This window comes from Methylobacterium sp. PvP105 (genome assembly GCF_017876975.1).
GTDB lineage: Bacteria > Pseudomonadota > Alphaproteobacteria > Rhizobiales > Beijerinckiaceae > Methylobacterium > Methylobacterium radiotolerans.
Genome location: NZ_JAGIPA010000001.1, coordinates 5317061 through 5343028, shown reverse-complemented (window position 1 = coordinate 5343028; position 25968 = coordinate 5317061). Strand labels below are relative to the sequence as shown.

Genomic DNA, 25968 nt, shown 5'->3' with positions numbered 1-25968 from the left:
GTGCGGCTTTCCCAGGAGAGGCTCCCTCAGGAGACGATCCGGGCCAAGCGCGACGGCCAGCCCCTCGAGCCGGAGGCGATCGACGCCTTCATCCGCGGCCTCACCGACGGCACGGTCGGGGAGGGTCAGGCGGCGGCCTTCGCCATGGCGGTGTTCTTCCGCGGCCTGTCGCTGCCGGAGCGGGTGGCGCTGACCCGGGCTATGGCCGAGTCGGGCCGGGTCCTCGCCTGGGACCTGCCCGGGCCCGTCCTCGACAAGCACTCCACCGGCGGCATTGGCGACGCGGTGAGCCTGCCGCTCGCCCCGATGGTCGCGGCCTGCGGCGGCTACGTGCCGATGATCTCGGGGCGCGGCCTCGGCCATACCGGCGGGACGCTGGACAAGCTCGGCAGCATCCCGGGCTACGACGCGACGCCGGGCCTCGACGCGTTCCGCCGGGTCGTCGGCACGGTCGGCTGCGCCATCATCGGCCAGACTGCCGAGCTCGCGCCCGCGGACCGGCGCCTCTACGCGATCCGCGACGTCACCGGCACGGTCGAGTCCCGCGACCTGATCACCGCCTCGATCCTGTCGAAGAAGCTCGCCGCCGGGCTGGACGGGCTCGTGATGGACGTGAAGCAGGGCTCCGGTGCCTTCATGGCGACGCTGCCCGAGGCGCGCGCCCTGGCGGGGAGCATCGTCACGGTGGCGGAGGGGGCCGGCCTGCACACCGCCGCGCTGATCACCGACATGGACGCGCCGCTCGCCAGCGCGGCCGGCAACGCCGTCGAGGTCGCCTACGCGATCGACTACCTGACGGGCGCGCGCCGCGAGCCGCGCTTCCACGCGGTCACGGTGGCCCTGGGCGCGGAGATGCTGGTCGTCGGCGGCCTCGCGCCGGACCGCGACAGCGCCGCGGAGCGGCTGGAGCGGGCCCTCGCGTCGGGCCGGGCGGCCGAGGGCTTCGGCCGCATGGTCGCGGCCCTGGGCGGGCCGGGCGATCTCCTGGAGCGGCCGGCGGCGCATCTGCCGGCGGCACCGGTGCGCCGGGCGGTGCGTCAGGACGGGACCGTCGCGGGGATCGCGACGCGGGCGCTGGGCCTGGCGGTGATCGGACTCGGGGGCGGACGCACGCGGCCGGAGGATCCCGTCGACCCGCGCGTCGGCTTCACGGACCTCGCCGGTCCGGGATCGTCCGGCGGCCTGCTCGGGATCGTCCACGCGGCCGACGAGGCCGCCGCGGACCGGGCCGAGGCCGCGCTGCGGGCGGCCTACCGGATGGGCGACGCGCCGACGGAGCGGCCGCCCGTCCTGGAGCGGGTGGACGCCGGTTAGGGGCCGCGCCCGGTCGGGACCGGGCGCGCGGACCAGCTGTTACCAGCGGCCGTAGCCGTGACGGTGGCCCCAGCCACCGTGGTGATGGTGACGCGGCCCGAAGCCGTGGTGCCGCCAGCCGTGATGGTGGCCCCGGCCCCAGCCGCCGTGATGGTGATGGCGCGGGCCGTAGCCGTGGTGGCCCCAGCCGCCGTGGCGGTGCCCGTAGCCGTAGCCGTACTGGACGGTGTGGACGTCGCCGCCTTCCGCCCGCAGGCCGGCATCGCGGCCGAGGGGGGCGGCCGTCGCGGGCGCCGCGAGGGCGAGTCCGCCCAGGGCCAGGGCGGCGGCCAGGCGGGTCCGTGCGGTCTTGGTGAACATCGGCGTTCTCCTGATCCACGCCGGTCGCCCTGTGGCGTCCGGCCGTGTCCCAGGTCTGCGCCTTTCCAGTTGACGCAAACGTGACCTGCTCGCTCAGGCCGTGTTCAGGTCAGGGTCGGCGGTAGACCCAGACCCGCGCCGGCGGCAGGTTCAGCCAGACCCGGTTGGAGCGGTCCGCGGTGTAGCTGCCGGCCTCGCAGCGGGCCGGGATCGGCGGCACGACCGCGTAGGTGAACTGCACGAACGGCGCGCCCGGCCGCATCAGGTCGTGGGCGGTGTTGAGCAGGTCGAGCCGCTGCTCCAGCGGCTTGGTGAACAGCGGCAGGCTCGAGATCGTCGCGGCCGCGGGCTGCGTCAGCACGTCCTCGAGGCTCGCGCGCATGTTGTAGGCATCGCCCTGGATGACCCGCACGCCCGGGAAGCGATGGGTCAGGAGGCGGCAGAAATCGGGGTTGAACTCCACGAGGATCAGCCGCTCCGGCGCGACGCCGCGCCGGATCAGCGCCTCGGTCACCGGCCCGGTGCCGGGGCCGAGCTCGACGACCGGCCCTTCCAGGCGCGGGTCGACGTAGGCGGCCATGGTCCGGGCGAGCATCTTGCCCGAGGGCGTCACGGCCCCCGTGACCAGGGGGCGCTCGAGCCAGGACCGCAGGAACCGGGCCTCGTCCTCGAGGGGGTCGCGCCGCGGCCCGAAAATCGCGCTCCTGCCCGCAGGAGCCTTCGCGTTGGGACGGCGGAGCGGCGGCAAGTCCTGGATTCCTTGATGCCGGATGAGAATGAATGGCTAGGGACGGCGCTGTCTTACAGTCAAGCCGGCGCCGCGCCTAGGGGATGCAAGCCACGCCGGCCGCTTGCATAACGGGCCGTCCCGGGTTTCGGATCCGGCCTCACGGCCGGACCGCGCCCCCGAAGAAGTCCCGCACCTTCGAGAAGAAGCCCGCGGATTCGGGATGGTTCTCCGGGGAGGCCGACTGATCGAACTCCTGGAGCAGCTCGCGCTGGCGCTTGGTCAGGTTCTGCGGGGTCTCGACGAAGACCTGGATGTAGAGGTCGCCGACCTCCCGCGAGCGCAGCACCGGCATGCCCTTGCCCTTGATGCGGAACTGCTTGGCGGTCTGCGTCCCCGCGGGGATGCGCACCTGCGTCTGCGAGCCGTCGATCACCGGCACGGTGATCTCGCCCGAGAGCGCGGCCGTCACCATCGAGATCGGCACCCGGCAGAACAGGTCGGCGCCGTCGCGCTGGAAGAACTCGTGCTGCTTGATCGACAGGAAGACGTAGAGGTCGCCCGCCGGCCCGCCGCGCAGCCCGCTCTCGCCCTCGCCGGCGAGCCGGATCCGCAATCCGTCGTCGACGCCCGCCGGCACGTTGATCGAGAGGGTGCGCTCGCGGTTGACCCGGCCGGCGCCCTGGCAGGCGGTGCAGGGATCGTCCACGATCTCGCCGCGGCCGTGGCAGTTGGGGCAGGTCCGCTCGATGGCGAAGAAGCCCTGCGCCGCCCGGACCCGTCCGTAGCCCGCGCAGGTCGGGCAGGTCCGCGGCTTCGAGCCGGGCTTCGCGCCGGACCCGTCGCAGACCTCGCAGGTGATCGAGGTCGGGATCTTGATGGTCTCGGCCTTGCCGGTGAAGGCCTCCTCCAGGGTGATCTCGAGGTTGTAGCGCAGGTCGGCCCCGCGCTCGCGGCCCGGCGTGCCGCCGCGGCCGCGCGCGCCGCCGCCACCGCGGCCGTCACCGAAGAAATTGTCGAAGATGTCCGACATGAAGTCGCCGAACTCGTTGCCGAATCCGGGACCGCCGCCGCCCTGGCTGAAGGCCGCGTGGCCGAACCTGTCGTAGGCGGCGCGCTTCTGGCCGTCCGAGAGGCACTGATAGGCCTCGTTGATTTCCTTGAACTTGATCTCGGCGTCCTTGTCGCCGGGATTCCGGTCGGGATGATAGGTCATCGCGAGCTTGCGGAAAGCGACCTTCATCTCGCCTTCCGTGGCGGTCTTGGTGACCCCCAGGATCTCGTAATAGTCCCGCTTCGACATCCCGCCCTCAGGTGCCTTCCCGTCCCGTCCCGTCCCGAACCCCGGGCCGCGACGCTTCTACCACTGCGCCGCCGATCCGGGGCGCCGCTGACGAGCCCGGAAACCAGAAGCGCCGACGACGCGGATTCGCGCTCTGCCGTCGGCCCTGGATCCCGGGCCCCGCATGCCCGGCATGACGGAGCTTCTGAATACGCTGCTCACGCAAAGGCGGGGCCGGATCGCTCCGGCCCCGCGCGGTCGTATCAGATCCGCGCCTCAGGCGCGCTTCTTCTGGTCCTTCTCGTCGACCTCCTGGAAGTCGGCGTCGATGACGTCGTCCTTCTTCTCGGAGGCCGCCGCCTCGGCCCCGGCATCCGGGCCGGCCGCCTGGTTGGCGGCGTACATGGCCTCGCCGAGCTTCATCGAGGCCTGCATCAGGTCCGTGGTGCGGGCCTTGATGGCCTCGACGTCGTCGCCCTCGAGCGCGGTCTTGAGCGCGGTCATCGCGGTCTCGATCGCGCCCTTGTCGGCGGCCGGGACCTTGTCGCCGTACTCGGTCACCGACTTCTCGGTGGCGTGGATCAGGCTCTCGCCCTGGTTCTTCACCTCGACGAGCTCGCGGCGCTTCTTGTCGGCCTCGGCGTTCGCCTCGGCGTCCTTCACCATCCGGTCGATGTCGGCGTCCGAGAGGCCGCCCGAGGCCTGGATGCGGATCTGGTGCTCCTTGTTGGTCGCCTTGTCCTTGGCCGTCACGTTGACGATGCCGTTGGCGTCGATGTCGAAGGTCACCTCGATCTGCGGCATGCCGCGGGGCGCCGGCGGGATGCCGACGAGGTCGAACTGGCCGAGCAGCTTGTTGTCGGCCGCCATCTCGCGCTCGCCCTGGAAGACCCGGATCGTGACCGCGTTCTGGTTGTCCTCGGCGGTCGAGAAGGTCTGGGACTTCTTGGTCGGGATCGTGGTGTTGCGGTCGATGAGCCGGGTGAACACGCCGCCCAGCGTCTCGATGCCCAGCGACAGCGGGGTCACGTCGAGGAGCAGCACGTCCTTGACGTCGCCCTGGAGCACGCCGGCCTGCACGGCGGCGCCGATGGCCACGACCTCGTCCGGGTTGACGCCCTTGTGGGGCTCCTTGCCGAAGAAGGACTTCACCACTTCCTGGATCTTCGGCATGCGGATCATGCCGCCGACCAGCACCACCTCGTCGATCTCGGAGGCCGAGACGCCGGCATCCTTGAGCGCCTTGCGGCAGGGCTCGATCGTGCGCTGCACCAGGTCGTCGACGAGCGACTCGAACTTCGCCCGGCTGAGCTTCAGCGCGAGGTGCTTCGGGCCGGTGTTGTCGGCGGTGATGTAGGGCAGGTTGATCTCGGTCTGGGTGGCCGAGGACAGCTCGATCTTCGCCTTCTCGGCGGCCTCCTTGAGGCGCTGGAGGGCGAGCTTGTCCTTGGTCAGGTCGATGCCCTGCTCCTTCTTGAACTCGGCCGTCAGGTACTCGACGATGCGGTTGTCGAAGTCCTCGCCGCCCAGGAAGGTGTCGCCGTTCGTCGACTTCACCTCGAACACGCCGTCACCGATCTCCAGGATCGAGACGTCAAAGGTGCCGCCGCCGAGGTCGTAGACCGCGATCGTGCCCGACTTCTTCTTGTCGAGGCCGTAGGCGAGCGCCGCCGCGGTCGGCTCGTTGATGATGCGCAGCACCTCGAGGCCCGCGATCTTGCCGGCGTCCTTGGTGGCCTGACGCTGGGCGTCGTTGAAGTAGGCCGGGACCGTGATGACCGCCTGCGTGACCGGCTGGCCGAGATGCGACTCGGCGGTCTCCTTCATCTTCTGCAGCGTGAAGGCGGAGATCTGCGAGGGCGAGTACTTCTTGCCGTCCGCCTCGACCCAGGCGTCGCCGTTGTCGCCGCGGGCGATCTTGTAGGGCACGAGGCCCTTGTCCTTCTGGGTCATCGGGTCGTCGTAGGTCCGGCCGATGAGCCGCTTGATGGCGAAGAACGTGCGCTCGGGGTTCGTGACCGCCTGGCGCTTGGCCGGCTGGCCGACGAGCCGCTCGCCGTCGTCCGTGAAGGCGACGATGGACGGCGTGGTGCGCGCGCCTTCCGAATTCTCGATGACCTTGGGCTGCGTGCCTTCCATCACGGCCACGCAGGAATTGGTGGTGCCCAGATCGATGCCGATAACTTTACCCATGGTGGGATCCCTCTTTGTGTCGCGTTCAAGCAGACCGCCGAGCCCCGAAGCAGCTCGGCCCATGGCGGTGTCGGGGGTGATGTGAGTATGGGACCCGGGCCGGATCAAGGGCCGTGAACGGCTGAAACCCAGCGCGCAATCCCGCGTCGAGGGCGATATAAGAAGCCCGTTCCGGGCCCGCAAGGCGAAGCCTGCGCGGCGGGATCGGCCACGCGGATCCGCGCCATCCCCTTGTCATTCCGGCAGGATCTCGCCGCACGGCCGGCCGCGGCCCGGTGGCGTGGCTGCATTTTGTTGCTCCGCTGCCACGTCGGCGCCATCGACGGCGTGTTAACGTTTCGACAAGGGGTTGCGCGTGGCCCCGCCACTTCGTGTCCCCGTCGTAGAGTCCGATGCGCCCGACCCGCAGCCTCCTGCTCCCGATCCTGGCGGTCGCCGTCGCGGCGCCCGGGATGCTCGCCGCGCCCCCCGCGCGGGCCCAGAACTTCTTCGAGCGCCTGTTCGGCATCAAGCCGGAGCGGCCGCCGACGCCGCCGCGCGGCCTGCCGGAGCCGGCGCCTGCGCCCGGGGCACCGGGCGAGCCGGGCCCGCCCGCGGCGGCTCCCGAGGCGCCCCGGCCGGCCCCCGCGCCGGCCCGCCCGGTCGTGCTGAAGACACCCTCCGAGGACGGCGTGATCGGCCAGGAGCTGCAGCTCAACGGCCTGTCCGGATCCCTGAAGCTGGAGCGCTCCGGCACGGCCGTCACGGCGCGGATCAAGCTGCCCGGGACCAAGATCTCGCAGCCGGCGGAGTCGTGCACGGTGCCGCTCGCGGGCGGCAATCCGGTGACGCTCACCGCCGAGGGCAAGCCCGAGGGCGTGCCGCGCTTCGAGGCCGCCGGGGCCGAGTGCCCGCTGCGCTTCGACGTGACCGACGGCGGCGTGCTGGTCTCGAGCCTGGGTTCGGGCCCGGTCTGCACCTTCTCGGCGGCGGACTGCGCGACCACGCCGGTCGGCCTCTGGGGGCCGGGCGCCGCGACCCTGATCCCGCGGGCCGGGGAGTTCGACACGGCCCGCGGCGTGGCCGACAAGGCCGTCCGGGACAATTACAAGCTGATGACCCAGCGGGCCCGACGCGAGGACGTGCGGCCGATCGTCAGCGAGCAGGCCGCCTTCTCGTCGGACCGGGAGCAGCTCTGCCGCACCTACGCGCGCGAGGGCACGCACGGGTTCTGCCATCTGCGGGTGACGGAGAACCGCGCCCTGGCCCTGGCCACCCGGCTCGGCGCCAACACGGCGACGCCCACCGCCGCCGTGGCACCCCGCCGGCCGCGTCCCAAGCCGGCCGTCGAGGGCATGAACCCGGACGCGGTCGGCGGCGGCGACGCGCTGCCCGAATAGGCGGCCCGCGCAGGACCGCCGGCGCGACGCGGCGGCGCGACCGGGGGCGGCGGATTCGAGGCGCCGGAGCGCGCGGCCGGGTCAGGCCCGGCCGGCGGTCATCGACAGCATCGCCGGGTCGATGCCGTTGGCTCGCAGGGCGAGGTCGTACTTGGCGTCGAGGTCGGCGTTGAAGATCAGCGCCGGATCGGCCGGGCAGTTGAGCCAGCCGTTGGCCATGATCTCGCTCTCCAGCTGCCCGGCCTGCCAGCCGGCATAGCCGAGCGCCAGCACGGCGCTGGCCGGGCCGTCCCCGCTGGCGATGGCCCGGAGGATCTCCACGGTCGCGGTCAGGCAGATGCCGTCGTCGATGATCAGCGTCGATTGCTGGATGTGGAAATCGTCGCTGTGGAGCACGAAGCCGCGCCGCCCCTCCACCGGGCCGCCCATCAGGACCGGCATGTGGCCGACCCGCTCGCGCAGGCGAATCGCGTCCGCCTCGGGCGCGACGTCGAGCTGGACCAGGAGGTCCGGCATGCTGATGTCGATCGCCGCCTTGTTGACGATAATGCCCATGGCCCCGTCGGCGGAATGGGCGCAGACGTAGATCACCGAGCGGGCGAAGCGCTCGTCGGCCATGCCGGGCATGGCCACGAGGAACTGCCCGTCGAGGAAGTGCGGGCCCGACAGCTCCGTCCGGAGCGGCGACGCGGCCTTCCCGGCCTGCGACGACGCTGCCGACATGGGATCAGGCCTGCGGTGCGGAGGGTGCGCCATCCGTCCATGCTACGCCGCGCCCCTCCGTTGTCCAGCGGGCAATAGGGACGCAGCCAGCCTCCCCCAAGCTTGTGCGGGTCTCATGCGCGCCGCAGAATGTCCCGGCCGGCACGCGAAGGCGATCGTTCCGGCCACGTTCGAGACCGTGACCATCGTGGCTGGCTCCGCCTCTCAGGCCGCGTTCGCCATCGAGGAGCAGCGCGCGCGGATCGAGCGCGCGCACGAGGAGACGCGGAAGTTCGTCGCCGAGCAGCACAAGCTGATCGCCGAGCAGTCGAAACTGGCCGCGGAGCAGACCAGGCTGGCGGCCGAGCAGGTCAAGATGACGGCCGAGGCTTCGAAGACGGCCGTCGAGCAGACCAAGCTCGCGGCCGAGGCCGCCAAGATCGGCCGGGACCGGAGTCTCGCGCCCTGGCAGGTGGCGCTGTCTGGCATGACGGCCGGGGCCGCGCTGTTCGGCGCCGGGGCGGCCTCCGTCAAGCTTCTCGGACCGTGAGCCGCAGGCTGCTCCCGATCCTCGACAGGCACCCCCTGCCACGCTAGGTCAGGCGCGCTGCTCACGCGCGCCATCCCAGCGCGCGACAACGAGGGACCCGCGATGATCCAGGTCGGCGACCACCTGCCCCAGGCCACCTTCCGGGTGATCGGCCCCGAGGGCCCGATCGCGCGCACCACCGACGACGTGTTCAAGGGCCGGCGCGTGGTCCTGATCGGCGTGCCGGGCGCGTTCACCCCCAGCTGCCACCGCAACCACCTGCCGGGCTTCGTCACCCACAGGGACGAGATCCTCGGGCGGGGCATCGACGCCATCGCGGTGACGAGCGTCAACGACGTGTTCGTGCTCGACGCGTGGTCGAAGGCGAGCGGCGCCGAGGGGCTGGAATTCCTCGCCGACGGCAACGCCGATTTCGCCAAGGCCATCGGCCTGGAGATGGACGGCACGGGCTTCGGTCTCGGGATGCGCTCGAAGCGCTACTCGATGCTGGTCGAGGACGGCGTCGTCCGGATCCTCAACGTCGAGGAGACGCCCTCGAAGGCCGAGGTTTCCGGGGCCGAGGCCCTGCTGAAGGTCCTCTGAGCGCGCCGCGCGCCGCAGGGCGGCCCTCTTAAGGCCACGTTCCGTCCGCTTGTGTCGCCGGGCTCTGCCCGGAGACCGGCCCGAGGACCGCATGGCCTTCCTGAACGACCTGCCCATCGCCGACCTGATCGCGAATTACGGATACATCGCGATCTTCGTGGTCATCACCCTCGAGAGCGCCGGCGTGCCGTGCCCCGGCGAGACGGTGCTGATCTCGGCCGCCGTCTACGCCGGCAGCACCGGCAACCTGAATATCGGCCTGGTCATCGCCGCGGCGGCGGCGGCGGCGATCCTGGGCGACAATGTCGGCTACTGGGCGGGGCGGCGCTGGGGCATGCCGCTGCTGCTCCGCTACGGCCACCTCATCGCCCTCGATCACGGGCGGCTCAAGCTCGGCCAGTACCTGTTCCGCCAGCACGGCGGGAAGATCGTGTTCTTCGGCCGCTTCACCGCGATGCTGCGCGCCTACGCGGCCCTGCTCGCCGGGGTCAACCGGCTGGACGCGCGCCGCTTCTTCGCCTTCAACGCCCTCGGCGGCATCGTCTGGGCCGGCAGCATGGGCCTCGGCTCGTATTATTGCGGGCGCCAGATCGAGCACATCGTCGGCCCGGTGGGCCTGACCCTGCTGGCGCTGGTGGTGTTCGGCGGCCTGGCCCTGTGGCTGTTCGTGCGCCGCCACGAGGCGCGCCTGCTCAGCGAGGCGGAGATCGCCATCCCGGGCCCGCTCGCCTGAGGATCGTCACGCCTCCGCGAGGTCGATCGCCTCGAGGGCGTCGTGGTGCAGCAGGAGCACGCCGGTGGCCGTGGCCAGCCGGCGCGCCGCCGGCGTGAAGCCGGCGTTCGACACCACGGCGGCCCGGTCCCCGTCCCAGTAGCGCAGCGCCGCGGCGGCTTCCTGAACGGCGGCGTTGCCCACGGGCTTGCTCAGCCGCTTGCACTGCACGACGAGGCGCAGCCCGTCCCGCACCGCCACGATGTCGGCGCCCTGGTCGCCGCTCGCCGGCGTCCGGTGCGCCCGCCAGCCGGCCCGGACCAGCCGCTCGGCGCAGTAGCGCTCGTAGTCGAGCCCGTCGCCGGGCGCCTCGTCCTCGTCCGGGAGCGCGACGGCGGCCGCCTCGGCCTCGATGATCGCCAGCATCCGCGCGTGCTCCGCCTCGGCGAGGTCGGCGAAGCGGGGACCGAGCTGCGGCAGGACGGTCCGCTCGAGGAAGTACGCCCGCTCGCGCAGCCAGCCGTCCTCGATCCAGTTGCCGTAGGGGTCGCTGTAGCTCTCCTGACGCCGCCGCAGCGCCAGCGTCTCGGCATGGGCCCGGGCGATCCGCCGCACCCGGGCCCGGAACCGGCGCGGGCGCCCGAGATGCCGCAGCAGGACGAGCCCGAGGGCGAGCCCCGTCGCGGCGAGCGCCGGCCGGCCGTACCAGAGCCCGAACGGGAGGCCGATCACGGCCGTCCAGAACAGGCGGGCGACGAGGCTGGGCTTGCCGGACATCGGGTCTCTGGGGCGCTGACGGGCCCCGGACCCTCGCAAGCGCGGCTTGCCCGATGCCTAACCCGGCTCCGAAAGCTGTGGACGCGGACGCGGACGAGAGCGCCGCGCCGTCAGCCCTTCCGGCGCTGGTGGCCGAGGCCCATACTCTTGGCGAGGCTGGACCGCGCCGCGGCGTAGTTCGGCGCCACCATCGGGTAGTCGGGCGGCAGGCCCCATTTCCCGCGATACTCCTCGGGCGTCAGGTTGTAGTGCGTCCGCAGGTGGCGCTTCAGCGACTTGAACTTCTTGCCGTCCTCCAGGCAGACGATGAAGTCGGGCTGGACCGAGCGCCGGACCGGCACGGCAGGCCGCAGCTCCTCCGCCGGCGGGGCGGACGGCTCGCCGAGCCCGTGCAGCGTCGCGTGGATGGCCGCGATCAGCCCGGGCAGTTCCGGCGCGGGGACCGGATTGTTGCTCACGAAGGCCGACACGATGTCGACGGACAGCGTGAGATAGTCCGGTTGCCCTTCACCCGTGGCGTCCATCCCATAACCTCCACTCGATCCCAGCCGGCCACCGACCGCCGGCGCCGGCCGGAATCTGTCTCTGCTCGACCCGATACAGGGTAGTTAAGAGGCAGTTACTATGGTGGTGTGAATTTAATAGCAAGACCAATCCACACACGCCCACAAGTCCCGTCTTAGAGTGGATAAAGGGCGCTCGATATTGAACAAAAGGCGGTCTGGCTGCCTCGCGGGCGTCGACCAGACGATTTCCGCCCTGTGCGTGCCGACCGGGCGTTGCAGGCGCGCCGGATCGCGCCATCTGGGAGGGCGGCGGGCGCCCGGGCGTCTCGCCCGGTCGGACGTGAGCGAGGGGACCAGATGCGTGCCGCCAGGAACGGCTTGCGGGACCTCGTCCCGTGACGGCGCCGTGAGTCGCCGGTCGTGAGCACCTACCGGTTCGACAAGCTGCTGGCGCCCCGCTCGATCGCCCTGGTCGGGGCGGTGGGGCGCGCGGGCTCGCTGGGGCGCAGCGTGCTCGACAGCCTGCGCGCCGCCGGGTTCCCCGGCGCGATCATGCCGGTCCAGCCCGATCAGGCGACCGTCGAGGGGCTGCCCTGCGTGCCGCGGGTCGCGGACCTGCCCGCCGCCCCCGACCTCGTCCTGATCGCGGTGCCGCCGCCGAGCGTGCCCGAGGTCGTCGCGCAGGCCGCCGCGATCGGCGCCGGGGCGGCCGTGATCCTCACGGCGCGGCTCGGCTCCGGGCCGGAGGATCCCGGCCCGGTCGCCCACGGGATCGCCCGCGCCCACGGCCTGCGCCTGCTCGGGCCCGACAGCGCCGGCCTCGCGGTCCCGGGCGCCAAGCTCAATGCAAGCCTGTTCGCCCACGCGCCCCTGGCCGGCGACCTCGCCCTCGTCTCGCAATCCGGCACGGTCGCGGCCGCCATCGTCGCCTGGGGCGCCCGCCACGGCACGGGCTTCTCGGCGGTGCTGTCGCTCGGCAGCGTCCTCGACATCGGCGTGGCCGACTGCCTCGACCATTTCGCCGCAGATTACCGCACCCGCGCGATCCTGCTCTGCCTGGACCGGGTCGCGGATGCCCGCAGGTTCATGTCGGCCGCCCGCGCCGCCGCCCGGGCCAAGCCCGTCGTGGTCCTGCGGGCCGGCCGGCACCGGCCCGACACCCGCGCCGCCGTCACCCATACCGGCGCCCTGGCCCGCCCGGACGCGGTCTACGCCGCGGCCTTCCGGCGGGCCGGCCTGCTGGCCGTGCCGGACCTCGACGCGATGTTCTCCGCCGTGGAGACCCTGGGGCGGCAGCGGCCGTTCCCCGGTCACCGGCTGGCGATCGTGTCGAACGGCCGCGGCATCGGCCTCCTCGCCGCGGACCGGCTGATCGAGCGGGCCGGGACCCTAGCGGCGCCCGCCGAGGCGGAGGGCCGCACGCCGGGCAATCCCCTCGATCTCGGCATCGAGGCCGCCGGCCCGGCCTTCGCGGCCGCCCTGACGCCGCTGCTGACGGATCGGACGAGCGACGCCGTGCTGGCGATCCACGTGCCGACCGTCCGCTCGGAGGCGGGCGCGGTGGCCGAGGCCGTCGCCGCGACGGTCAAGGCCGCCCGCGCCGGCCAGACCCGCAAGAAGCCGGTCTTCGCGGTCACGCTCGGCGACGCGGAGGCGGCGCGCGAGACCTTCGCGCAGGCCGGAATCCCGCATTTCACCACCGATTCCGAGGCGATCGAGGGCTTCCTGCACCTCGTCCGCTACCGCGAGGCCCAGGACGACCTGATGCGCACGCCGGACTCGCTGCCGCGGGACTTTTCCCCCGACACGGCGCGGGCCCGCTCGATCGTCGCCGGCGCCCTGCGCCAGGGCGCCGCCTGGCTCGACCCGGTGGCGGTGAACGGCCTTCTGCAGGCCTACGGGATCCCGACCGTCCCGATCACGCTCGCCCCCGACACGGACGCGGCCGCGGCGGCCGCGTGGCCGATCATCGCGGCGGGCGGGACGGTGGCGCTGAAGGTCGTCTCGCCGGACATCGTGCACAAGTCCGACATCGGCGGCGTCCATCTCGACCTGACCAGCGAGGCCGACGTCGCGGAGGCCGCCCGCAGCATCCTCGCCCGCGCCCGCCGGGAGCGGCCCGACGCCCGGGTGACCGGCTTCGCAGTCCAGCCCATGGTCCGCCGCGGCCAGCGCCGGGAGCTGATCGCCGGCCTCGCCGAGGACGCGGTCTTCGGCCCGGTGGTGGTGTTCGGCCGGGGCGGGACCGCCGTGGAGGTGATCGACGACCGCGCCCTCGGCCTGCCGCCACTCGACCTGACCCTGGCGCGCGACCTCATCGCCCGCACCCGGGTCGCGCGGCGCCTGGAGGCCTACCGCGACGTTCCGGCGGCCGATCTCGGGGCGATCGCGCTGACGCTGGTGAAGCTGTCCCAGCTCGCCGCGGACCTGCCGCAGGTGCGCGAGCTCGATATCAACCCGCTCCTGGCCGACGAGACCGGCGTGCTGGCCCTGGACGCCCGGGTCCGGATCGGGCGCGCGGAGCGCGGCGCCCACGGCCGCGGCCACCCGCGCTTCGCAATCCGGCCCTATCCGGCCGAGTGGATCCGCACGCTCAACCTCAAGGACCGGACGGTCCGAGTGCGGCCCGTGCGCCCGGAGGACGAGGGCCTGTTCCTGGCCTTCTTCAAGGGTCTCGACCCGGAGGATCTGCGGCTGCGGTTCTTCGGTCCGGTGCGCGAGTTCAGCCACGCCTTCCTGGCCCGCCTGACGCAGCTCGACTACGCCCGCGCCATCGCGTTCGTGGCCACGGAGATCGAGCCGGGCGGCGGCGAGCGCATGCTCGGGGCGGTCCGGCTCCACGCCGACGCCAACCACGAGAGCGGCGAGTACGCGATCGCGGTGGGCCGCGACGCCCGCGGGACGGGCCTCGCCTTCGCGCTGATGCGCCTGATGATCGACTGGGCGCGGTCCGAGGGGATCGGGCGGGTCGAGGGCACGGTCCTGGCCGAGAATCGGCCGATGCTCGCGGTCTGCCGCCGCCTCGGCTTCGCGCAGGGGCGCGACCCGGACGATCCGGGCCTCGTGAAGGTGCACCTCGATCTCGCCGCCGGTTAGCGGCGGCGCGACGCGGCCCGACCCGGCACCGGCCGTGCCGAGGCCGGGCGGCGCGGCTCAGTGGCCGCTGTCGGTCGCGTTGCGGGTGGTCTCGTAGAGGAACCACGTCCGCTCCTCGGACTGGTCGATCCACTCCTCGAGCTGCGAGGTGGTCGCCACGTCGCCGGCCTCGTCGGTGACGCCGTGGAGCGTCCGCATGTTGGCGGTGAGGGCCTTGTTGTCGTCGCGCAGCTCCTTGAGCATGTCGAGGGGCGAGACGTACTCGGCGTCGTTGTCGGCCACGCGGGTCAGGCTCTTCGCCTGGCCGAGCGAGCGCAGGACCGTGCCGCCGATCTTGCGGGCGCGCTCGTTCACCGCGTCGATGATCTCGAAGATCTGGGCCGACTGCTCGTCCAGCAGGAGGTGGTAGTCGCGGAAATGGGGTCCGCTCATGTGCCAGTGAAAGTTCTTGGTCTTGATGTAGAGCGCGAACAGGTCCGAGCTCAGGATCGTCAGGCCCTCGGCGATCGTCCGGACGTCGCTCGGATCGAGGTCGGTCGGGGTGTTCAGGCGCGCGCTCTCGATGCGGCTGCTCGGCTTGGCCTTGGCCATGGTCGTCTCCCGTGCGGTTCGGTGGCTCGGCGCGTCGAACCGTCTCTCCGGGGAGCGGCCGCCGCGCCTTCTGCGAGCCAATGACCGGCCCGTCGGGAGGTTCCGCCGTTCCGAGAATCGCATGGCTGGGTTGGCTTTAGCGGATAGGTTCGACGGATTCCAAACTGCGGGGCTCCGGGCCGGGCCGGGCTGCCGCCGGCTTGGCGGGGGCGGGCCTTGCCGGTGCGGGCCTGGCCCCGGCGGCCCGCGCCGGGACCGGCTTCGCGTCGTGGGCGGCACCGGGCCGGGGCGTGGCCGGCGCGGTGGTGGCGGGGGTCGGCTTCGCGGCGCCCGCGTCCGCAGCCGCCGCGGGCGGGATCGCGCCGGTGGCGGCGGGCTCGGCCGCCGGCGTGTCGAGGTTGTAGATGTCGTCGCGGAAATGCGCCTTCCCGTCCGGCGTGGCGTAGCCGGTGAGATACACGAAGGTCACCGGGATCGGCTTGGCGAGCTTGATGTCGCGGCGCTCGCCGTCGGCGATGCCGGTCTCGATCTCGATGGGGCCCCAACTCGTGCCCGGCCCGTTGGGGCCGTCCGTGCCCTGTAGCAGCCAGCCGACGAGTTCCTTCACCTGTCCGACCCGGACGCAGCCGTGGCTGTGGAAACGCACGCTCGCGGCGAAGAGCGACTTCGCCGGCGTATCGTGCATGTAGACGGCAAAGCGGTTCGGCATGTCGATGCGCACCTGGCCGAGCGAATTGTCGAAGCCGGGATCCTGGCGCAGCGTGTAGTTGACGGCCTTCTCGCCCGCCCAGTCGATCCGGGTCGGGTCGACCTCGCCCGCCGGGCTGAGGATCCGGATGTGGTTCTTGGCGAGATAGCCCGGATTCCTGCGCATCTGCGGGATGATCTCGTTCTTCACCACCGAGGCCGGGACCGTCCAGGTCGGGTTGAAGTTGATGTCGGTGATCCGCGTCTCCACCGGCGGCGTCGCCTTGTCGGGGGAACCGACCACCGCGACGTAGCGGCGCGCGACGGCGCCGTTCTCCACCGCCTCCACGGCGGCGGACGGGATGTTGACCACCACGTAGCGCTCGCCGAACGGGAATTTCGAGCCCATCAGCCGGGCCGCCGAGGCGGCGAGCTGCCGCTGGCGCACCGCGGCCGGCACGTTGAGCGCGTTGATGGTGAGCCGGCCCAGGACGCCGCTGTCGGGCAGGCCGTGACGGGCCTGGAACGCCGCGATCGCCGCCACCAGCGGCGGGTCGAGGCGGTCGTTCGGTGGCGCGTCCGCCGGCAGGTCGCCGGTGAGCGTCAGGTGGTGGCGCAGGGCGGGGATCGCCGGGTGGCGCTCGCCGGGCTTGAGGCGCGCGAGATCCTCGGGCAGCCGTTCCCAGCCGCCGGCCTCCGCGAAGGCCGCGTAGCGCTCGGCCGCCCGGAGCGTGTCGAGGAACGTCCGCGACGTCAGCGTCGGGTTCGGGTCGGTGGAGACCTTGGCGTAGACCAGCGGCGCCGGCTCGCGCGACTTCTTGGCCGCCTCCTGAGGCTTGGCCTGCTGCGCCCTGGTCTCCGACGCCTTGGTGTCCTGGACCTTCGCGCTCTGGACCTTGGCATCCTGCGCCTTGCCCTGCACTGGGACAGGCTCCGGCACGACCTCGGTCGCCCTGGGCTCGGGCGGCTTGGTCTCGGCCCGCTTGGTGTCCGCCTGGCCGGCGGCGCCCTTCGCCTCGGGTGCCCGGGGCTCCTGGCCCTTCGCGGTCTCGCCCGCGGCGGCGGGCGGCACCGCGACCGGCACGGCGAGCGGTGGCACCGGCGCGGGGCCGGCCTGCGCGGCGCCGGCCCCCTGCGCCAGGGCGGCGCCCGGCGCTCCGAGCAGGGCCAGCAGGGACAGGCCCGCACCCAGCGCGGCGTGCGGGCGGGCGTGACGGCGGGGCTGGACCGGGACCATACGCAACACTCCCGACGGCGCCCGGGACCGGGCGATCGGGCGGGATCATGGACCGGCGTGGTTACCAATCTCCTCCGGCCTTCACCGGGCTCGGAGAGCTGGATTCACCATGCGGACACTGGTCCAGCCGCTCAGCGCGCCGCGCGGATGTCGGTCCGCGCGAAAAGCGCGCTTATGCTGAGACCCCGACGCCCGCCGCGAGATCGACCTCCGCCATGCCGGAATCCGGATACCCGATCCCGAAGACGATGCCCTACCTGCCGCAGCTCGACGGGGTGCGGGCGCTCGCCATCCTGATCGTGTTCGCGGCCCATTGCGGCTACAGCCACGTGGTGCCGGGCGGCTTCGGCGTGACCGTCTTCTTCTTCCTCAGCGGCTACCTGATCACCACGCTCCTGCGGATCGAGCGGGCGCGGACCGGCACGGTGTCGCTGGGAGCCTTCTACCTTCGGCGGAGCCTGCGCATCCTGCCGCCCATGTACCTGACCCTGCTCGCCTCCGGCGCGCTCTACGCGGCGGGGTGGCTCGACTGGATGCCGGTCGCGCCGGCGGCGATCCTCGGGCAGGCGACGTTCCTGACGAACTATCCCGGCCTGTTCGGAACCGAGGCGGTGCTGCCGGTGCCGCTGTGGAGCCTCGCCATCGAGGAGCACTTCTACCTCGTCTTCCCGCTGGTCTTCCTGCTCTGGCTCGGGCGCCTGCGACCGCGCCGCGCGGCCTTGGCCTGCCTGGGGCTCTGCGCGGCCGTCCTGGCGATCCGGTGCGTCAACGTCTGGCGGCTGCCGGATTACAGCCTGAACTACAGCTGGACCCACACCCGGATCGACGCGATCCTGTTCGGGTGCTGCCTCGGGCTGTGGAACAACCCGGTGGTTCCGGCCGACCGGGCGTGGCGTCCCGCGCCCTGGCACGTCGCGGCGAGCCTCGCGGTGATCCTCGGGACCCTGGCGGTCCGCGATCCCGCCTTCCGCGAGAGCCTGCGCTACACGCTCCAGAGCGCCGCCCTGTTCGTGCCCTTCGCGTACCTGCTCCACGGCGAGGGGCCACTGGTGCGGCTGCTGGCCGGCCGGCCGATGCGCCAGCTCGGGCTCTGGTCCTACAGCTTCTACCTCGCGCACATGACCGTGGTGGCCCTCGTGCTGCACCTGCGGCCCGGGCTGCACGGCGTCGGGCTGATGCTGGCCGCCTTCCCGGTGACGCTGCTGTGGTGCTGGGGGATGTACGGGCTCGTCGAGCGCCCCTGCGCGCGCCTCCGCCGCCGGCTGCTGGCGGACCGGCCGCCGGAGCCGAGCCTGGCCGAGGACGGCCGGCGGGCCGGGATCACGCCCGCCTGAGCCTGTCGCGGGCGGCCCTGTGATCCGGCGCGGCCGCGAAGGCCGCCTTCATGGCGTGCCACAGGGGCTTGCGCCGGAACTGCGCGTCGAGCGGCAGGGCCCGCTGCGGCAGGCCGTCGGGCCGCTTGCGGTAGGGATGGTCGTTCAGCCACGTGTCCGGGTCGTAGATGTCCCAGGTCAGGACGTCGAGGCAGGCGGGCTCGTCCAGCACCGCGTCGAGGTAGCGCCGGGCGTAGTCGGCCACCATCCGGTCGCGGGTCGCCACGTCGGACGGGAAGGCGCGGTCGTCGATGTCGAGTTCGGTGATCTCGATCCCGAGTCCCATCTGGCCGATCTCCCGCAGGAAGCGCCGCAGCTGGCCCTGGTCGATCGGGATCGTGCTGGTGAGGTGCGACTGGAGCCCGAAGCGCCGGATCGGCACGCCGCGGGACCGCATCGCCTCCAGGCGGCGCAGGACCTTGGTGCGCTTGGCCTCCATCCAGGGCACGCCCTGCTCCACCGCGTCCTCGTTCCAGGTGCCGGCGGCCGCGGGGTCGGTCTCGTGGAGGATCCGGAAGGCGAGGTCGACGTAGCCGGGTCCGATCGCGGCGAGCCAGGGCGAGTCGCGCAGGCCGCCGCCGCGGTCGGGATCGGCCTCGTTGCCGAGGATCTCGTTGACCACGTCCCAGGCGACGATCTGGCCGCGATAGTGGCCCGCCACCGTCTCGATCCAGCGCCGCATGAAATCCTCGGCCTGGACGGCGCTCGCCCGGCCGAGCAGCGGCCCGACCCAGGGCGGCAGCGCCGCGTGCCAGACGAGCGTGTGGCCGCGCATGCGCTGGCCGTTCCCCCTGGCGAAGCGCAGGATCGCGTCGCCGCGGGCGAAGTCGGTCCTGCCCGGCGCCGGCAGGACCTCCTCCATCTTCATCTCGGTGCCGCAGACGAGGATGCCGCATTCCCGCGCCACCGCCTCCCGGTAGGCGGGCGTCGCGTCGAAGCGGTGGAACGGCACCTCGCAGCCGTATGTCTGGCCCTTGGCGGCCGCTGCGGCCTGGAGGCTGTCGGCCGACCAGGACGGCCGGCCGAGGGGACCGAACCCCGCCGGGCCGGCCGCGCGCGCCGTGCCGGCGAGGCCGAGGGAGGCCGCGCCCGCGAGGATCGATCGGCGGCTCGGGGGAGGGGACATCCGGGTGCTTCGTTCCGCAGGGGGGCCCGCCACCCTAGCAGACGCCGCCGGGGCGGCGATCCGCTGGGACTGCCGGGGCCGGGGCCAGGATCGGGACGCGATCTCGCCTTCCTCGCGGGGGCGCCCCATCTGATGGACGCCCGTCAGCCCAGGATCCGTCATGAGCCAGCACCCCGCGATCAGCCCCGGTCGCAGCGCGGTCGTCACCGGGGCTGCGAGCGGCATCGGCCTCGCCGCCGCGCAGGCCTTCGCCCGGGCCGGCATGAACGTCTGGCTCGCCGACCTGCCGGGCCCGGCCCTGGACGCGGCCCGAGCCGCCGTCGCCGAACTCGCCGCCGTCGAGGTGCGCGCCGTGCCCACCGACGTGTCGGACCGCGGCGCCGTCGAGGCCCTGGCGGCCGCCGTCGCCAAGGGCGGGCCGCCCGCCCTGGTGATGCTGAATGCCGGGATCGAGGCCGGCGGAAAGCTGTTCTCCGACGCCGACACCTGGGCGCGGATCCTGGGCACGAATCTCGGTGGCGTGGTCAACGGCATCCACGCCTTCGCGCCCGGCATGATCGCGGGCGGCAGGCCCGGCGCGATCGTCGTCACGGGCTCGAAGCAGGGCATCACCACCCCGCCGGGCAACGCGCCCTACAACGTCTCGAAGGCGGGCGTGAAGGCGGTCACCGAGGCGCTCGCCCACGAGCTGCGCAACCGGGAGGGCTGCCACACCACGGCCCACCTGCTGATCCCGGGCTTCGTCTACACGGGCCTCACGAAGGCCCGCGGCGTCGCCGAGAAGCCCGCCGGCGCCTGGACGCCCGACGAGACCGTGGCCTTCCTGCAGGAGCGGCTCGCCGTCGGCGATTTCTACATCCTCTGCCCGGACAACGAGACCACGCGGGCGCAGGATCAGAAGCGGATCGCCTGGGCGTCCGGCGACATCGTCGAGAACCGGCCCGCCCTCTCGCGCTGGCATCCGGACTACGCCGAGGCGTTCAAGCGGTACATGGAGGGGTGACCCACGCGGCCTCGCGCTGCCCTGGGTTGCTTCGCTGCGCTCGCAAGGACGGAGCGTGGCAGCGTGGGCTTGCCCGGACCTGTCCCGGCGGCCCCCTGAACCGGACAGCGCTGGCCTGCGCCCCTCGTCTGGCGAAGCCCTTGCACACGGGCTAGGTCAGTGCGACGCAGCCGCCGCACGAGATCAGCGCACGACATCCGGGAGCCGCCCTTGGCCACGATCATCCCCGTCGCTTCCTTCGACTGCGTCGTGTTCGGCGCGACCGGCGATCTGACCGCGCGGAAGCTGCTGCCGGCGCTGTTCTACCGCTTCCGCGACGGCCAGATCCCCGAGACCAGCCGGATCATCGGCGCCTCGCGGTCGGAGCTGTCCCTCGACGCCTTCCGCGAGCACGCCCGCGACGCGCTCAAGCGATTCGTGCCGGCCGCCGACCTGACCGACGACGTGCTCCACCGCTTCCTCGACCACGTCGACTACGTCGCCGTGGACGGGGCCGGCGACAGCGGCTGGACCGACCTCGTGGCCAAGCTCGACGAGCGGCCCGACCAGGTCCGGCCCTACTACCTCGCCACTTCGCCCGACCTCTACGGCTCGATCTGCCGCAACCTCGCCGCCCACGGGCTCGTCGGCGAGAAGTCCCGCGTCGTGCTGGAGAAGCCGATCGGCAAGGACCTGAAATCGGCCCGGGCGATCAACGACGCGGTCGGCGAGGTCTTCCCCGAATCGCAGATCTTCCGCATCGACCACTATCTCGGCAAGGAGACGGTCCAGAACCTGCTCTCGCTCCGCTTCGCCAACACGATCTTCGAGCGGCTCTGGACCTCGGACGTGATCGACCACGTCCAGATCACCGTCGCCGAGACGGTGGGGGTCGAGGGCCGGGCCGGCTACTACGACACGTCGGGCGCGATGCGCGACATGCTGCAGAACCACATCCTGCAGCTCCTCTGCCTGACCGCCATGGAGAGCCCGCTCAATCTCGAGGCGAACTCGGTCCGCGACGAGAAGCTGAAGGTGCTGCGCGCCCTCAAGCCGATCACCACGCACGACATCCAGAGCGTCACGGTGCGCGGCCAGTACGTGGCGGGCGCCGTCGACGGCAAGCCGGTCGAGGGCTACCTCGCCGAGCTCGGCCACGAGAGCCGGACCGAGACCTTCGTGGCCATGAAGGTCGAGATCCAGTCGGGGCGCTGGGCCGGGGTGCCGTTCTACCTGCGCACCGGCAAGCGCCTGCCCCAGAAGCTCTCCGAGATCGTGGTGCAGTTCCGTGCCTCGCCCTTCTCGATCTTCCCCGAGGAGGCCTTCGGCCGCGAGCCGAACCGACTCGTGATCCGCCTGCAGCCGCAGGAGGGCATGAAGCTCGAGGTGATGACCAAGGATCCCGGTCCCGGCGGCCTGCGCCTGCGCCCGACCGACCTCGACATCTCCTTCGAGGAGACCTTCAAGCAGCGCTACCCCGACGCCTACGAGCGCCTGCTGATGGACGTGGTCCGCGGCAACGCGACGCTGTTCATGCGCCGCGACGAGGTCGAGGCCGCCTGGGCCTGGGCGGACGGCGTGCTCAAGGCCTGGGCCGACCGGCCCGAGGCGCCGCGGCCCTACCCGGCCGGCAGCTGGGGGCCGACCGCCGCCATCGCGCTGATCGAGCGCGACGGCCGGACCTGGCACGAGGAGCTGCGGTAACGAAGAACCGCGGCTCACGGCCAAGCTGCCTTGATACGGTCAAGCCAGATGTGAAATCTGTCTGCGCTGCCGGATACTGCCCCGTCAGAGGGTGGAGACGGCGCTGCACGAGGGATCATCACATGCTGGACAATCATCGGGACGCGGCCGTCCAGGCCGAGCGTCGCCTGGAGCGTTCGGTCGCCGCCGCCCTGCGCGTCATCGCGGCCGCCCATGACGAGCGGCAGGCCCCGCCGGTCTCCGCGGCCCGCCGCCGCCTGAGCGAGGTCTACGGCGCCACCCGCCTGGCCCGGCGCCTGGAGCGGGAGCGCCGGACCGCCTGAACGGGCCCGAACCGTTTGGCGCCGCCGCGGCGCGATCCCCGTACCTAGACGGCCGCGTCCCAGGTCTCGCTGAGAGGGACGGTCCCGCGGACCAGCCGGGCGCGCAGCACGACGTCGCCCGGCGGCACCGGCTCCGGCGGGCGCCACTCGACGTAGATCCGCCAGCCGCCGGTCTGCGGCACGAAGTTGGCGACCGGCTCGTGCATCGTCCCGGCGCTGGCCGAGACCTCCGCGGCGACCGCGTCGTCGGGACCCCGCGGCAGGCCCGGACCCTCGAAGTCGATGACGCAGAGCCGCCGCCGCGGGTCGGGCGGGTTCGACGGGCGCAGGCGCTCCGCCGAGCCGAGCCGCGTCGACGTCACCCGGGCGAGGGCGGCCTCCGGGATCGCCGCCACCGGCTCCGTCCCCACCGTGGTCAGGCCGTAGGCGACGTGCAGCGGCGCGCCGGGCCGCGCCGGGGCGGCCGGCACGAAGGCCGCCACGATGTTGTCCATGTACTCCTCGCCCGACGGGATCTCGAACAGCTGCACGGCGCCGTCCGCGAAGGCGCCCCCGGCGGGATCCGGCGCCACCCACAGGCCCGGCCGCGCCTCGTGGCGCGCCTCCACGTCGAGGTAGGCCGCGAAGCTCCGCTCCCGCTGCAGCAGCCCGAAGCCGGCGAGCGGCCGGGCCGCGAAGGCGGAGATCTGCGGCTGCGCGCGCCCGTTGACCAGGGGCCGCCAGATCCGGTCGAGCCGCGCCGGGTCGGCCCCGGCCGCGACGCAGAGGCCGTCGGAATCGTGCACCTGCGGCCGGAAATCGTCGAAGGGCTTCGCGCCCCGCGCCCCGGGCCCGTTCTGGCCGAAGAGGAACATGCTGGTGAGCGGCGCCAGCCCGAGCTTCGGGAGCGCCCGGCGCGGGTGGAGCGCCGCGGTGACGGCGATCCGGGCCGGATCGCCGGGCGCGATCTCGAACCGGTAGGCGCCGGCCACGCTCGGGCTGTCGAGGAGCGAGAGCACCGTGAGCGTGCGCGCCTCCGGCTCCGGCTCGCAGATCCAGTGCGCGACGAAGTCGGGAAATTCCTCGCCCTCCGGCGCGCCGGTGCCGATGGCGAGGCCCCGGGCCGAGAGCCCGTATTCCTGGTTGGCCGCGCGCAGGCGGAAGTAGGAGGCGCCCAGGAAGACGAGGAACTCCTCCTGGAAGCCCTTCGGCCGCCAGGCCGGGGTGCCCGGGAAGGCGTAGTGCAGGCGGAAGCCCGCGAAGCCGAGATCCGCCGGGAAGCTCTGGCCGGCGAGCCGGGTGCCCAGGTCGAACAGCTGCGTGTCGTAGGGGATCGGGCGCGCGGGCCCCCGGAGCGGCTGGAGGTGGAGCGCCACGCGCCTGCGCTGCAGGAAGCCGCGGTGGAACAGCTGCGCGCTGAAATGCGCGCCGAGCCGCAGGCTCGCGGCCGGCCGGAAGGTGATCGCCCGGTAGCCGTCGTAATCGAGGGCAGCGAGCGCCGGCGGCAGATCCTCGGGCGGTGCGGCGTAGGGCGCGGCGGCGCGGCGCGCCGCCTCGGCCGAGAGCGTCTCGAAGGTCATCGCGTCGCCCTGCGGCTGAAGCGCCGGCCCGGCCCACGTTCTGGACCCATTCAGATCAGTCGCGCTAGGTAGAACCGTGCCGGCAGCCGCGGCCACGACTGTTCGAAGAACGCGGCGTCGGGAGGGGGGATTGATCCGTTCGGCTTCCGGCGGCCTGGGCTGCCGGGTCGGCTCCGTATCCTCGCCCCGCACATCGGTATCCACGGTCATCGGTTCCCGGCCCCGGACGGCCGGGCGGCCGGCAGCCTTCCACGGTCGAGTTCCTCGCGCCATGTCGTCACGCGTCACCTCCTCCGCCGAGCGGTCGCACCGGAACGCGGCTCCCGCCATACCCGATCCGTCGGAGAGCGCATCCTGTCGCGAGGTCTGGACCGGCGCACCCCGCGGCGCCCTGCGCGCCCGTCGCCTCGCCCTGGCCGTCCCGAGCCTCGCCGCCGCGGGCGGCCTCGCGTGGCTCGCCGCGCTCGCCTACCCGGCGGGCGTCAGCCCGCTGGCCTGGGCGGTCCTGGTGCTGTTCGCCCTGGTGATGGGCTGGCAGGCCTTCGTCGCCTGCCAGTACGTCTACGGGTTCGTCGCGGCCCTCCTGGGGGACCGGGCGAAATCCGCGCTGGAGCGCCGCGCGGAGCAGGCGGCCGCCGTGCCGGCCGAGGTGGGACGCACCGCCGCCGTGGTGGCGATCCACGCCGAGGACGCGGTCGCGGTCTTCGCCCGCCTGCGGGTGATGGCGCGGTCGCTCGCCCGCGCCGAGGCGCGGGGCATCGACATCTTCGTCCTCTCCGACACCCGGGACGGCGCCATCGCCGCCGTCGAGGAGCACGAGTACGCCCGCATCCAGGCCTGGGCGGCGTCCGACCCGGCGCTGCCGCGGATCCGCTACCGGCGCCGGACGGAGAATGTCGGCCGCAAGGCCGGCAACATCGGCGAGTTCTGCCGCACCTACGGCGGCGAGTACGCCTTCATGATCGTGCTGGACGCCGACAGCCTGATGACCGGCGCGGCCATGGGCCGGCTCGTCGGGCTGATGCAGGCGAGCCCGCGCACCGGCCTGATCCAGACCGTCTCGTACGCCGCCGGCCGGGACACGCTCTTCGCCCGCATCCAGCAATTCGCCGTCCGGCTCTACGCGCCGCTGGCCCTGCGCTGCCTGGAGACCTGGCAGGGTCCCGAGGGCAGCTACTGGGGCCACAACGCGATCCTGCGGGTCGAGGCCTTCGCGGAGAACGCGCAGCTCCCGAAGCTCCCGGGCCGGGAGCCGCTCGGCGGCGAGATCCTGTGCCACGACATCGTCGAGGGCGCGCTGATGGTGCGCGCCGGCTGGGAGGTGCGGCTGCTGCCCGAGATGGGCGGCACCTGGGAGGAGATGCCCACCAACCTCGTCGACCTGCTCGGCCGCGAGCGCCGCTGGTGCCAGGGCAATCTCCAGCACCTGCGGGTGCTGCCCTGGGCCGGCCTGAGCGCGGCGAGCCGCTGGCACCTCCTCGTCGGGATCCTCTCCTACGGGGTGCTCCCCCTCTGGATCGCCTTCCTGGGCCTTGCCGCGTGGCAGGCCGCCCGGACCGGCGATCTGGGCCTCCTGGCCTACGGCCTGACCGGGCAGGGCGCCGCCGCCCACGCGCTCGCCGCCCTCAGCGTCGCCGTGCTGGCGCTGCCGAAGCTCCTGAGCCTCGGCCACGTCCTCGCCTCCGCCGAGCGCCGGGCCGCCTTCGGCGGCACGCGGGCGCTGCTCGCGAGCGCCGCCCTGGAGCAGGCGGTGTGGGTGGTCCTGTGGCCGGTCCTGACGCTGTTCACTGCCGGCGCCGTGGTCTCGACCTTCTTCGGCCGGGTGGTCCGCTGGGAGACGCAGGACCGGGACGACCGGCAGGTGTCCTGGGCGGAGGCCTTCCGGCTCCAGGCCGACGCCGTGGTGGTCGGCGCGCTGATGGTGTTCGCCCTGGTCCTCGTCGGGAGCCCGTGGCTCGCCCTCTGGCTGGCGCCGGTCGCCCTGGCGCTGCTCACGAGCCCGGCCCAGAGCGTCTGGACCAGCCGGGCCGATCTCGGCCGCGCCGCCCGTGCCCGGGGCCTGTTCCTGAACGCCGACGACACCGCGCAGGCGCCGGAACTCGCCGAACTCGCCCAGCTGCGCGGCCTGCCCGCCGCGCCGGCCCCGCTCCGCCCGGTCCCGCGCGAGCCGGCCATCTGGCTCGCCGCCGACGAGGCCTGACGCGGC

At 73.0% G+C, this 25968-nt stretch carries 22 protein-coding genes; 11 read left to right on the top strand and 11 right to left on the bottom strand.

Annotated elements, in window-relative coordinates; translation table 11 throughout:
- Nucleotides 1-1314 carry a thymidine phosphorylase gene (gene deoA / locus J3A75_RS26020; protein WP_043074330.1) on the top strand — a complete coding sequence of 438 codons (1314 nt, stop codon included), beginning with the start codon at nt 1-3 and terminating at the stop codon, nt 1312-1314.
- A gap of 39 nt (nt 1315-1353) precedes the next feature.
- Here the strand turns inward: deoA and J3A75_RS26015 are convergent, their stop codons facing one another.
- The 4 genes from J3A75_RS26015 to dnaK form a co-directional block, all read right to left on the bottom strand.
- Nucleotides 1354-1674, bottom strand: coding sequence for a hypothetical protein (locus J3A75_RS26015; RefSeq protein ID WP_029359090.1), 321 nt, complete (start codon nt 1672-1674; stop codon nt 1354-1356).
- A gap of 109 nt (nt 1675-1783) precedes the next feature.
- Entirely contained in the window at nt 1784-2422 is a 639-nt protein-coding gene (locus J3A75_RS26010; protein WP_012320852.1) for a class I SAM-dependent methyltransferase, read from the bottom strand.
- Between the two features lie 139 nt (nt 2423-2561).
- Nucleotides 2562-3704 (bottom strand): molecular chaperone DnaJ, encoded by a 1143-nt coding sequence (gene dnaJ, locus J3A75_RS26005; protein ID WP_024829063.1) that lies wholly within the window; start codon nt 3702-3704, stop codon nt 2562-2564.
- Between the two features lie 255 nt (nt 3705-3959).
- Nucleotides 3960-5876 carry a molecular chaperone DnaK gene (dnaK, locus tag J3A75_RS26000; protein WP_012320850.1) on the bottom strand — a complete coding sequence of 639 codons (1917 nt, stop codon included), beginning with the start codon at nt 5874-5876 and terminating at the stop codon, nt 3960-3962.
- A 392-nt stretch (nt 5877-6268) separates the two neighbouring features.
- Here dnaK and J3A75_RS25995 point away from each other — a divergent pair, with 392 nt between their 5' ends.
- Entirely contained in the window at nt 6269-7255 is a 987-nt protein-coding gene (locus J3A75_RS25995) for a hypothetical protein (protein ID WP_012320849.1), read from the top strand.
- An 81-nt stretch (nt 7256-7336) separates the two neighbouring features.
- Here J3A75_RS25995 and J3A75_RS25990 read toward each other — a convergent pair whose 3' ends face one another.
- Nucleotides 7337-7978: a YqgE/AlgH family protein gene (locus J3A75_RS25990; RefSeq protein ID WP_209650812.1), complete on the bottom strand. Its 642-nt coding sequence runs from the start codon at nt 7976-7978 to the stop codon at nt 7337-7339.
- A 115-nt stretch (nt 7979-8093) separates the two neighbouring features.
- Here J3A75_RS25990 and J3A75_RS25985 point away from each other — a divergent pair, with 115 nt between their 5' ends.
- The 3 genes from J3A75_RS25985 (at nt 8094) to J3A75_RS25975 (ending at nt 9822) form a co-directional block, all read left to right on the top strand.
- A complete protein-coding gene (locus J3A75_RS25985; protein WP_012320847.1) occupies nt 8094-8507 on the top strand; it encodes a hypothetical protein in 414 nt (137 codons plus the stop codon).
- Nucleotides 8508-8609: 102 nt separating this feature from the next.
- Nucleotides 8610-9089 carry a peroxiredoxin gene (locus J3A75_RS25980; RefSeq protein ID WP_012320846.1) on the top strand — a complete coding sequence of 160 codons (480 nt, stop codon included), beginning with the start codon at nt 8610-8612 and terminating at the stop codon, nt 9087-9089.
- A 91-nt stretch (nt 9090-9180) separates the two neighbouring features.
- Nucleotides 9181-9822, top strand: coding sequence for a DedA family protein (locus J3A75_RS25975; RefSeq protein ID WP_012320845.1), 642 nt, complete (start codon nt 9181-9183; stop codon nt 9820-9822).
- 6 nt (nt 9823-9828) lie between these two features.
- On the opposite strand, the gene J3A75_RS25970 is transcribed toward J3A75_RS25975, so the two are convergent.
- Together J3A75_RS25970 and J3A75_RS25965 are read right to left on the bottom strand one after the other, a co-directional pair.
- The gene (locus J3A75_RS25970; RefSeq protein WP_012320844.1) at nt 9829-10578 is read right to left on the bottom strand and encodes a restriction endonuclease; all 750 of its coding nucleotides are present in this window, start codon (nt 10576-10578) and stop codon (nt 9829-9831) included.
- Nucleotides 10579-10688: 110 nt separating this feature from the next.
- Nucleotides 10689-11102 carry a MucR family transcriptional regulator gene (locus J3A75_RS25965; RefSeq protein ID WP_012320843.1) on the bottom strand — a complete coding sequence of 138 codons (414 nt, stop codon included), beginning with the start codon at nt 11100-11102 and terminating at the stop codon, nt 10689-10691.
- A gap of 402 nt (nt 11103-11504) precedes the next feature.
- Between J3A75_RS25965 and J3A75_RS25960 the strand changes: the two genes are divergently transcribed.
- Nucleotides 11505-14180 carry a bifunctional acetate--CoA ligase family protein/GNAT family N-acetyltransferase gene (locus J3A75_RS25960; protein ID WP_209650811.1) on the top strand — a complete coding sequence of 892 codons (2676 nt, stop codon included), beginning with the start codon at nt 11505-11507 and terminating at the stop codon, nt 14178-14180.
- 57 nt (nt 14181-14237) lie between these two features.
- On the opposite strand, the gene J3A75_RS25955 is transcribed toward J3A75_RS25960, so the two are convergent.
- Nucleotides 14238-14771 (bottom strand): Dps family protein, encoded by a 534-nt coding sequence (locus J3A75_RS25955; protein ID WP_012320841.1) that lies wholly within the window; start codon nt 14769-14771, stop codon nt 14238-14240.
- 136 nt (nt 14772-14907) lie between these two features.
- Nucleotides 14908-16695 (bottom strand): murein L,D-transpeptidase, encoded by a 1788-nt coding sequence (locus tag J3A75_RS25950; protein WP_024829067.1) that lies wholly within the window; start codon nt 16693-16695, stop codon nt 14908-14910.
- Nucleotides 16696-16910: 215 nt separating this feature from the next.
- On the opposite strand from J3A75_RS25950, the gene J3A75_RS25945 reads away from it, so the two are divergent.
- On the top strand, nt 16911-18029 hold the full coding sequence (locus J3A75_RS25945; RefSeq protein ID WP_012320839.1) for an acyltransferase family protein: 1119 nt from the start codon (nt 16911-16913) through the stop codon (nt 18027-18029).
- Here the strand turns inward: J3A75_RS25945 and J3A75_RS25940 are convergent.
- Entirely contained in the window at nt 18016-19194 is a 1179-nt protein-coding gene (locus J3A75_RS25940) for an endo-1,4-beta-xylanase (protein ID WP_209650810.1), read from the bottom strand. The genes J3A75_RS25945 and J3A75_RS25940 overlap by 14 nt on opposite strands.
- Nucleotides 19195-19354: 160 nt before the next feature.
- Here J3A75_RS25940 and J3A75_RS25935 point away from each other — a divergent pair, with 160 nt between their 5' ends.
- From J3A75_RS25935 to J3A75_RS25925, 3 genes are all read left to right on the top strand, one after another.
- Nucleotides 19355-20197, top strand: coding sequence for an SDR family NAD(P)-dependent oxidoreductase (locus tag J3A75_RS25935; RefSeq protein ID WP_209650809.1), 843 nt, complete (start codon nt 19355-19357; stop codon nt 20195-20197).
- Nucleotides 20198-20407: 210 nt separating this feature from the next.
- Complete coding sequence (gene zwf, locus J3A75_RS25930; protein ID WP_053620818.1) at nt 20408-21880, top strand: glucose-6-phosphate dehydrogenase; 1473 nt, start codon at nt 20408-20410, stop codon at nt 21878-21880.
- A 122-nt stretch (nt 21881-22002) separates the two neighbouring features.
- Complete coding sequence (locus J3A75_RS25925; RefSeq protein WP_012320835.1) at nt 22003-22203, top strand: hypothetical protein; 201 nt, start codon at nt 22003-22005, stop codon at nt 22201-22203.
- Between the two features lie 44 nt (nt 22204-22247).
- On the opposite strand, the gene J3A75_RS25920 is transcribed toward J3A75_RS25925, so the two are convergent.
- Nucleotides 22248-23762: a glucan biosynthesis protein gene (locus J3A75_RS25920; protein ID WP_024829071.1), complete on the bottom strand. Its 1515-nt coding sequence runs from the start codon at nt 23760-23762 to the stop codon at nt 22248-22250.
- A 271-nt stretch (nt 23763-24033) separates the two neighbouring features.
- On the opposite strand from J3A75_RS25920, the gene mdoH reads away from it, so the two are divergent.
- The gene (gene mdoH, locus J3A75_RS25915) at nt 24034-25962 is read left to right on the top strand and encodes a glucans biosynthesis glucosyltransferase MdoH (RefSeq protein WP_182178982.1); all 1929 of its coding nucleotides are present in this window, start codon (nt 24034-24036) and stop codon (nt 25960-25962) included.
- Nucleotides 25963-25968: the final 6 nt, after the last annotated feature.

Bases quoted from the DNA above. Each gene is read 5' to 3' on its own strand.
- J3A75_RS25975 (WP_012320845.1), top strand. From the start codon at position 9,181: ATGGCCTTCCTGAACGACCTGCCCATCGCCGACCTGATCGCGAATTAC.
- J3A75_RS25920 (WP_024829071.1), bottom strand. From the start codon at position 23,762: ATGACCTTCGAGACGCTCTCGGCCGAGGCGGCGCGCCGCGCCGCCGCG.
- J3A75_RS25980 (WP_012320846.1), top strand. From the start codon at position 8,610: ATGATCCAGGTCGGCGACCACCTGCCCCAGGCCACCTTCCGGGTGATC.
- J3A75_RS25965 (WP_012320843.1), bottom strand. From the start codon at position 11,102: ATGGACGCCACGGGTGAAGGGCAACCGGACTATCTCACGCTGTCCGTC.
- J3A75_RS25990 (WP_209650812.1), bottom strand. From the start codon at position 7,978: ATGTCGGCAGCGTCGTCGCAGGCCGGGAAGGCCGCGTCGCCGCTCCGG.
- J3A75_RS25970 (WP_012320844.1), bottom strand. From the start codon at position 10,578: ATGTCCGGCAAGCCCAGCCTCGTCGCCCGCCTGTTCTGGACGGCCGTG.
- J3A75_RS25925 (WP_012320835.1), top strand. From the start codon at position 22,003: ATGCTGGACAATCATCGGGACGCGGCCGTCCAGGCCGAGCGTCGCCTG.
- J3A75_RS25945 (WP_012320839.1), top strand. From the start codon at position 16,911: ATGCCGGAATCCGGATACCCGATCCCGAAGACGATGCCCTACCTGCCG.
- mdoH (WP_182178982.1), top strand. From the start codon at position 24,034: ATGTCGTCACGCGTCACCTCCTCCGCCGAGCGGTCGCACCGGAACGCG.
- J3A75_RS25935 (WP_209650809.1), top strand. From the start codon at position 19,355: ATGAGCCAGCACCCCGCGATCAGCCCCGGTCGCAGCGCGGTCGTCACC.
- J3A75_RS25950 (WP_024829067.1), bottom strand. From the start codon at position 16,695: ATGGTCCCGGTCCAGCCCCGCCGTCACGCCCGCCCGCACGCCGCGCTG.
- J3A75_RS25985 (WP_012320847.1), top strand. From the start codon at position 8,094: ATGCGCGCCGCAGAATGTCCCGGCCGGCACGCGAAGGCGATCGTTCCG.
- J3A75_RS25995 (WP_012320849.1), top strand. From the start codon at position 6,269: ATGCGCCCGACCCGCAGCCTCCTGCTCCCGATCCTGGCGGTCGCCGTC.
- dnaJ (WP_024829063.1), bottom strand. From the start codon at position 3,704: ATGTCGAAGCGGGACTATTACGAGATCCTGGGGGTCACCAAGACCGCC.
- J3A75_RS25940 (WP_209650810.1), bottom strand. From the start codon at position 19,194: ATGTCCCCTCCCCCGAGCCGCCGATCGATCCTCGCGGGCGCGGCCTCC.
- J3A75_RS26015 (WP_029359090.1), bottom strand. From the start codon at position 1,674: ATGTTCACCAAGACCGCACGGACCCGCCTGGCCGCCGCCCTGGCCCTG.
- J3A75_RS25955 (WP_012320841.1), bottom strand. From the start codon at position 14,771: ATGGCCAAGGCCAAGCCGAGCAGCCGCATCGAGAGCGCGCGCCTGAAC.
- dnaK (WP_012320850.1), bottom strand. From the start codon at position 5,876: ATGGGTAAAGTTATCGGCATCGATCTGGGCACCACCAATTCCTGCGTG.